This is a genomic window from Kitasatospora sp. NPDC059571, from assembly GCF_042735675.1.
In the GTDB taxonomy this organism is placed as follows: Bacteria; Actinomycetota; Actinomycetes; order Streptomycetales; family Streptomycetaceae; genus Kitasatospora.
Genome location: NZ_JBHWBW010000461.1, coordinates 1 through 6,288 on the forward strand (window position 1 = coordinate 1; position 6,288 = coordinate 6,288).

General features: G+C 76.4%; 5 protein-coding genes. 4 read left to right on the forward strand and 1 reads right to left on the reverse strand.

What is annotated here, in order from left to right; genetic code table 11:
* The first annotated feature begins 174 nt into the window (after positions 1-174).
* The 3 genes from ACFV0G_RS32855 to ACFV0G_RS32865 all read left to right on the forward strand — a co-directional run bounded on the left by ACFV0G_RS32855 (position 175) and on the right by ACFV0G_RS32865 (position 3,001).
* Complete coding sequence (locus ACFV0G_RS32855; protein WP_380555905.1) at positions 175-789, forward strand: hypothetical protein; 615 nt, start codon at positions 175-177, stop codon at positions 787-789.
* Positions 790-887: 98 nt separating this feature from the next.
* Positions 888-1,664, forward strand: coding sequence for an alpha/beta fold hydrolase (locus ACFV0G_RS32860; RefSeq protein WP_380555907.1), 777 nt, complete (start codon positions 888-890; stop codon positions 1,662-1,664).
* Positions 1,661-3,001 carry a hypothetical protein gene (locus ACFV0G_RS32865; RefSeq protein WP_380555909.1) on the forward strand — a complete coding sequence of 447 codons (1,341 nt, stop codon included), beginning with the start codon at positions 1,661-1,663 and terminating at the stop codon, positions 2,999-3,001. Before ACFV0G_RS32860 ends, ACFV0G_RS32865 begins: the two co-directional genes overlap by 4 nt.
* Positions 3,002-3,039: 38 nt before the next feature.
* Here the strand turns inward: ACFV0G_RS32865 and ACFV0G_RS32870 are convergent, their stop codons facing one another.
* Complete coding sequence (locus tag ACFV0G_RS32870) at positions 3,040-5,235, reverse strand: AMP-binding protein (RefSeq protein ID WP_380555911.1); 2,196 nt, start codon at positions 5,233-5,235, stop codon at positions 3,040-3,042.
* 327 nt (positions 5,236-5,562) lie between these two features.
* Here ACFV0G_RS32870 and ACFV0G_RS32875 point away from each other — a divergent pair, with 327 nt between their 5' ends.
* Positions 5,563-6,207, forward strand: coding sequence for an HNH endonuclease family protein (locus tag ACFV0G_RS32875; protein WP_380555913.1), 645 nt, complete (start codon positions 5,563-5,565; stop codon positions 6,205-6,207).
* Positions 6,208-6,288 lie beyond the last annotated feature (81 nt).

The following is a 6,288-nucleotide window of genomic DNA, read 5'->3' on the forward strand; positions in this document are numbered from 1 at the left end:
CCCCCCCCCCGCCCCCCCCCCGGGGCCTGCCGGACCGGTGGCGCCCGCCGGCGACCGCCGCCGCGCCCGCGCCCACCGCCGCGGCCCGGCCCGGGGCGGCCCTCTGCCGTGCCCGGACCCGTGGACCGCGCACTTCCCGGCGGGACTGTGGGCGGCGCACCCTAGGCTCCCGCCATGGGACTCTCGATCTCCGTCGGACTGCTGGACGACCTCGACCGCAACGACCCGGAGGGCGCCGCCCACTTCCGCGGCGCCTTCGACCGGCTGGGCCGCGCCCTGGCCGCCCGCGGCATCGACTGGCAGGAGCCCGCGCCCGGCGGCGGGAAGGCACCCGGCTACTCGGCGGGGTTCCCCTACCGCTACCTCCACCACCTGCGGCGGGCCTACGTGCTGCAGCTCAACGGCGAGCCGGTGACGCCCGCGCGGGACACCTCCCCGGAAGCCTACGCCCGGGACCAGCGGGAGGTCCGCGAGGAGGCGCTGACGTTCTCCTCGCACCTGCTGTGCCACGCCGACGACTCCGGCCACTACATCCCGGTCGACCGCCCCTACCCGGTCTTCCTGCCGGACGAGGCAGGGGTCGCCGGCGACGGCACGGTCGGCTCGGTCCAGCGCCTCCGGGCCGAACTCGCCGCCCTCGCACCGGCGATCGGCATCGACCCCGAGGCCGCACAGGCCGCCCCGATCGCCGACGACGACCCCTACGAGCCCGAGAAGTTCGCCTGGCACCGGCTCGACGAGGCCTGCCGGGCCTCGCTCGCCACCGGCCGGGCGATCACCTTCCACTGAGCGGCGGCCGCCGACGCTGCAGCCTTCTGACCGCCCGTCACCACGGGCCCGTGCCGGACGCCGTCTCCGGGACCGCCGAGCCGGATATGGTCACGAGCATGACGGCCTACTCGACCGCCACCGTGCGCGGCATCCGGATCGCCTACCGCGTCCACGGCGCTCCGCAGGCGCCGCCCCTGGTCCTGCTGCACGCCCTGGGCGAGACCGCGGCGGACTGGGACGCCATCGCGCCCGCGCTGGCACGCCACCGGCGGGTGTACGCGCTCGACCTGCGCGGCCACGGGCGCAGTGCATGGCCGGGCGCGTACTCGCTGGAGGCGATGAGCGACGACGTGGCCGCCTTCCTCGACACGGTCGGGTCGGCCGCCGTCGACCTGGTCGGGCACTCGATGGGCGGCGTGGTCGCCTACCTGCTCGCCCAGCGCGAGCCGCACCTGGTCCGCCGCCTGGTGCTGGAGGACGCCCCGCCGCCGCTCCCGCGCACCCCGTCCACGCCCACCCGGCCGGACGGGCCGCTGGACTTCGACTGGGAGATGGTGCTCGCGCTGCGCCGGGAGATCGACGCCGCCGATCCGGCCTGGCTGGCCGGCCTGGACCGGATCACGGCGCAGACGCTCGTGGTCGGCGGCGGGCCGGCCAGTCACGTCCCGCAGCAGGGCCTGGCCGAGCTCGCCCGCCGCATCCCCGCGGCGCGCCTCGTCACCATCCCGGCCGGCCACCTGGTGCACGCCGCCGAGCCGGCGGAGTTCACCGAGACGGTCCTGGCCTTCCTGCTGGACGGGGACGAGGACGGGGGCGGGGACGGAGCTGGGGACGGGGACGGGGACGAGTGCGGGAGCTCCGCCCGCCCGGCGGTCGGCGGCGGAGCGCCGTGACCGGGACGGGCCGGACGGCGGCGTGGCGGGAGGCCTGGACCGGTTCCGGCCGGGCCGTCCACATCGGTGACGTGGCGGACTTCAACGCCCAGTTCATCCCGCAGTCGGCGGCCGCCCGCCGGCAGGCCCACCACTACTCCTGTCTCGCCGCCTTCTACAGCCCGCACCCCGCGGCCCTGTTGCTGCCGGACCAGCCCGAGGACGACTGGATCCGCTGGCTGGCCGAGGAGCTGGCCTGGGACCCGGTCGAGGTGCACGGCGGCCTGGCCGGTCCGGACAGCACCGTCGGCGCCGCACTCGCCGCCCGGCCCGCCCTGCGGCAGCGGGTCGCCGGGCTGGCACTGCCCGTCCGTCCCTGGGGCTGCACCGCCGGACCGGGCCTCGACGCCGTCCTCCGCTACGAGTCCAAGGCCGCCTCGCACGGGCTCTTCGCCCGCCTGGCCGCCGCCCACCCGGGGATCCTGGTGCCCCGCCAGGAGGCCGCCGGGTCTCCGCGCCGGGCCGCCCGCCTGCTCGCCGCCCGGGCGGGCCGCGGGCTGACCACTGTGCTCAAGGCGCACCACGGCGTCGGCGGGTACGGCACGGCGGTGCTCACCCCGGCGGACGTCGCCGCGGCCGGCGGCGGCCGCCCGCTGCTGCGCGCCCTGACCTCCGAGGGCGTGCTGCCCGCGGACGGCCTGCTCGTCGAGGAGTACGTCCCGGGCCGGGGCCGGCTGCGCAACCTCACCTTCGACGCGGTGGTCGCCGACGACGGCTCCGTCCACCCCGTCGGCACCGCCGTGATGCACGTCGACGGCACCGCCTACCGGGGTGCGACGGTCGGCCCGGCGGCGGCCGGTCCGGGCACCGACCCGGGGCCCGCGCGGGCCGCCGCCACCGCGGAGGCGTTCGTCCTCGCGGTCGGCGCCGAACTGGCCTCGGCGGGCCACCGCGGCTGGTACGACGTCGACTTCGTCACCGACCCGGGCGGCCGCCTCGCACCCACCGAGGCCAATCTGCGGCTCACCGGCCCGGCGGCCGCCTTCGTGCTCCGGGCCCGCCTCGACGAGGTGCACGGCCCCGGGCACCTGGTCCGCACCCTGGACCGGCTGCCGCTGGGCGCCCGCCTCCCGCAGCAGACGCTCCTCACCCACCTGCACGGGCTCGCGGACCGCTGCGCCCGGTTCGGCGCCCGGCTGCTGCCGACCATCCCGACGGCCGGCGACGACGCCGTGCCGACCGTCGGGATCGCCCTGGCCGCGCGGGACCAGGACGCGCTGGACGCCGCGGAGGCAGTGGTCCGGGCGGCCAACGACGCACTCGCCGACCCCTTCGACGGCCTCCCGCCGACACCCTGACCGGTCGTCGGCGACCTCGACCCCGGGACCGCCTCGCCTCAGTGGTGTGCGCCCCCGGCCCCGGCCGCCGCCACCGGGCGCCGGGCCAGGAACCGCACCAGCACCAGCGCCGCGACGATCAGCGTGACGTTGAAGCCGTAGACCAGCGCGGCCTGCGAGGGCCAGTCGGTCGCCCGGGTCGTCCGGTAGGAGTTGTCCTGCAGCCACCACGCGGCCAGCAGCCACGTCACCGCGAAGCGCGCGAGCACGGTGATCCCGGGCGGTCGTCCCTGCCGGGCCATCAGCGGGCCACCGAGGAGCAGGAAGGCGGCGCCCAGGCCGAACGCCAGCACCTCCACCGCGTACAGCACCCCGAACAGCAGGGCCCACGGGTTCGGCACCCGCTGCAGGTCGGTGGAGCCGGGCCAGAAGACATCGGTCACCGCCCAGGCCGGGACGGCGAACATCAGGGTCACCACCGCCCACCCGGCTCCGGACGTGCCCACCGCATCCGTCCGGCCGCGCCCCGCACCGCCCTTGGCGGACGGCCGGGAGGTCTTGCCGGGCCGGGGCGGTCCGTCGGCCGGTTCACGGGGCGCGGGCAGCGGCAGGGCGCCGCGGTCCAACTTGCCCGCGCGGGTGCGGGGCAGCACGGCGAGCGGGACGACCGCGTCCGGCAGCAGCCGGGCCGGCAGCCGGTCGGCGAGGTACTCCCGGACGGCGGCGGGCTCGGGTGAACCGCCGCCGTGCGGGACCACGTAGGCCACCAGCGCGGGCCGTTCCGCCCGCGCCGCCGCTGCCCTGGCCTGACCGGTTCCGGCGGGCGCGGGCAGCGGGTTGACCGCGCACTCACGCACCCCGGGGTGGCCCCGCAGTACGGCCTCGACCTCGGCCGCCGCCACCTCCACCGCGACCCCGTCCGCCGCGCTGCCGCCCGCGGCACCCGAGGTCTCCGGCGACTCGCCGGCCGTGCCCGAGCCGACCCGGCCGCCCGCCATCCGGCCGATGTACTCGAGGATGCCGTCGGGGCGCCACCGGCCGAGGTCGCCCGTCCGGTGGATCCGGCCGTCCGGACCGGCACCGGCACCGGCACCGGTACCGGCCTCGGCATCGGCGGGCCGGGGGCCGCCGGGGCCGACGCCCGGACCGGACAGGCAGATCTCGCCCACCGCGCCCGCCGCGACGGCCCGTCCGGCGGCGTCGAGCAGGTGCACGCGGTTGCCCGGGAACGGCACGCCGACCAGCGAGATCCGCTCGGGGTGCTCCGGCAGGTCGGTGAGGGTCGCCGGGTCGAAGTACGTGCTGTCCACCGCGGCCTCGGCCACGCCGTACACGTTGACCACCCGCACGCCCGGGCCCAGGTGGCGCTGGAGGCCCAAGTGCTCGTCGAGATACCACTTCTCGGCGCCGACCGTGAGCAGCCGCAGTTCGCCGAGCTCCAGTCCGCGCGGGCGCAGGTGCTCGTGGAGCCGCCGCGCGGTGTACACGTTGGTCTCCATGACGGTGATCCCCTCGTCGACCACCAGCCGGTGCAGTTCGGCGAGTTCGGCCGTCCGGTCCAAGGTGTAGTTGCGCCGGGCCATGACCAGCGTGCCGCCGGTGCACAGGGCCCGCACCCAGTCCGCGGTGAACACGTCGAACTCCAGGGTGGCGGTCTGGAGGAACCGGTCGGCCGGGGTCAGCCCGTACACCTCGCGCCAACCCCGGTAGGAGTGCAGCAGGTTGCGGTGCTCGACCACTGCCCCCTTGGGCAGTCCGGTGGAGCCCGAGGTGTAGAAGACGCAGGCGGCCGCATCACCGCCCACCACCACCTCCGGCGGACCGTCCTCCAACTCCTGCGCGCGGTCCGGAACGGTGTCGTCGGCCGTGTCCAGGCAGACCACCGCCCGCTCCCCGCTGTCGGCCAGCCGCACCCGGTGGGCCTCCTCGGTGACCAGCACGGACGGGGCCGCGTCCGCGAGCACGTGCCGGATCGTCCGATCCGGGCCGGTCGGCTCGACCGGCACGTACGCGGCGCCGGTCTTCAGCACGGCCAGCACCGCCGTGACCAGGTCCGCCCCGCGGCCCAGGGCGACGGCGGCCACCTCGCCGGGCCCGAGCCCCAGGCCGGCCAGCCGCCGGGCGAGCCGGTCGGCCCTCCGGTCCAACTCCCGGTAGCTCAACCGGACTCCGCCGCAGACCACGGCCGTGGCCTCCGGTGCGATTGCGGCGCGCTGCTCGAACAGACCGTGGACGGTCTGCGCCTCCCCCTGCATGTTCCAGTCCTTCCTCGTAGCGGCCCGCCCCCGGATGCCGTCTCGTACCCCACAGTGTGCAGCCGGTGCGTCTGCGTAGTCGCCGGGACGGCGGGCCGGTTGCACATTCGTCACCGCATCGGGACGTTCGCCCTGACCGGTCGTCACCTATCCCTCCCTGCACGGCGGTAGGGGCGGCAGCCGCACGGGGGGCCGGTGAAGGGGGCGTGTCGGAAGAATTCACCTCCAGGGTCTACCCGCGTAAACACCTTGGCCCCCATGCTGGTTGACCGAACGGACGGTGCCCGTCCGGTCGGTCCTCGCGCCCCCGCACCCCTGGAGTCACGCATGCCCTGGATACGTCCGCTCCGCCGTGCCGCCGCCGCGACCGGCGCCGCCGCCCTGGCCGCCGCCGCCCTGCTCTCGGGCGCCGGCACCGCCCAGGCCGCGCTGCCCACCCCGGTCTCCGCCGCGACCGCCAGGACCTACTTGGCCTCGCTGACCGTCGCCGCCGACTCGCACACGTCGACGTACGACCGCTCCCTCTTCCCGACCTGGATCACCATCTCGGGGACCTGCAACACCCGCGAGACCGTCATCAAGAGAGACGGCAGCAACGTGGTCGTCGACTCCGCCTGCACCGCCACCAGCGGCAACTGGACGTCCCCGTACGACAACGTCACCACCACCACCGCCTCCAGCTTCGACATCGACCACCTGGTGCCGCTGGCCGAGGCCTGGCGCTCCGGTGCCTGGGCCTGGACCACCGACCAGCGCAAGGCGTTCGCCAACGACGTCACCCGGCCGCAGCTGCTGGCGGTCTCCGCGAGCTCCAACCGCTCCAAGGGTGACCAGGACCCGACCACCTGGCTGCCGCAGGCCTCCTACCAGTGCACCTATGTGCGCGCCTGGGTGCAGGTGAAGTACTACTACGGCCTGGCCGTGGACAGCGCGGAGAAGGCGAAGCTCACCAGCGTGCTCAACGGCTGCTGACGGCTCGCACCTGCGCGACCGGGCGCCCGCAGGGCGCAGACGCTGCACGCAGACGCCGGACGCCCGGCCGCACCCGTGACG

Excerpts from the sequence above, each read along its gene's own strand:
- ACFV0G_RS32855 (WP_380555905.1), top strand. The coding sequence starts at position 175 with ATGGGACTCTCGATCTCCGTCGGACTGCTGGACGACCTCGACCGCAAC.
- ACFV0G_RS32860 (WP_380555907.1), top strand. The coding sequence starts at position 888 with ATGACGGCCTACTCGACCGCCACCGTGCGCGGCATCCGGATCGCCTAC.
- ACFV0G_RS32870 (WP_380555911.1), bottom strand. The coding sequence starts at position 5,235 with ATGCAGGGGGAGGCGCAGACCGTCCACGGTCTGTTCGAGCAGCGCGCC.
- ACFV0G_RS32875 (WP_380555913.1), top strand. The coding sequence starts at position 5,563 with ATGCCCTGGATACGTCCGCTCCGCCGTGCCGCCGCCGCGACCGGCGCC.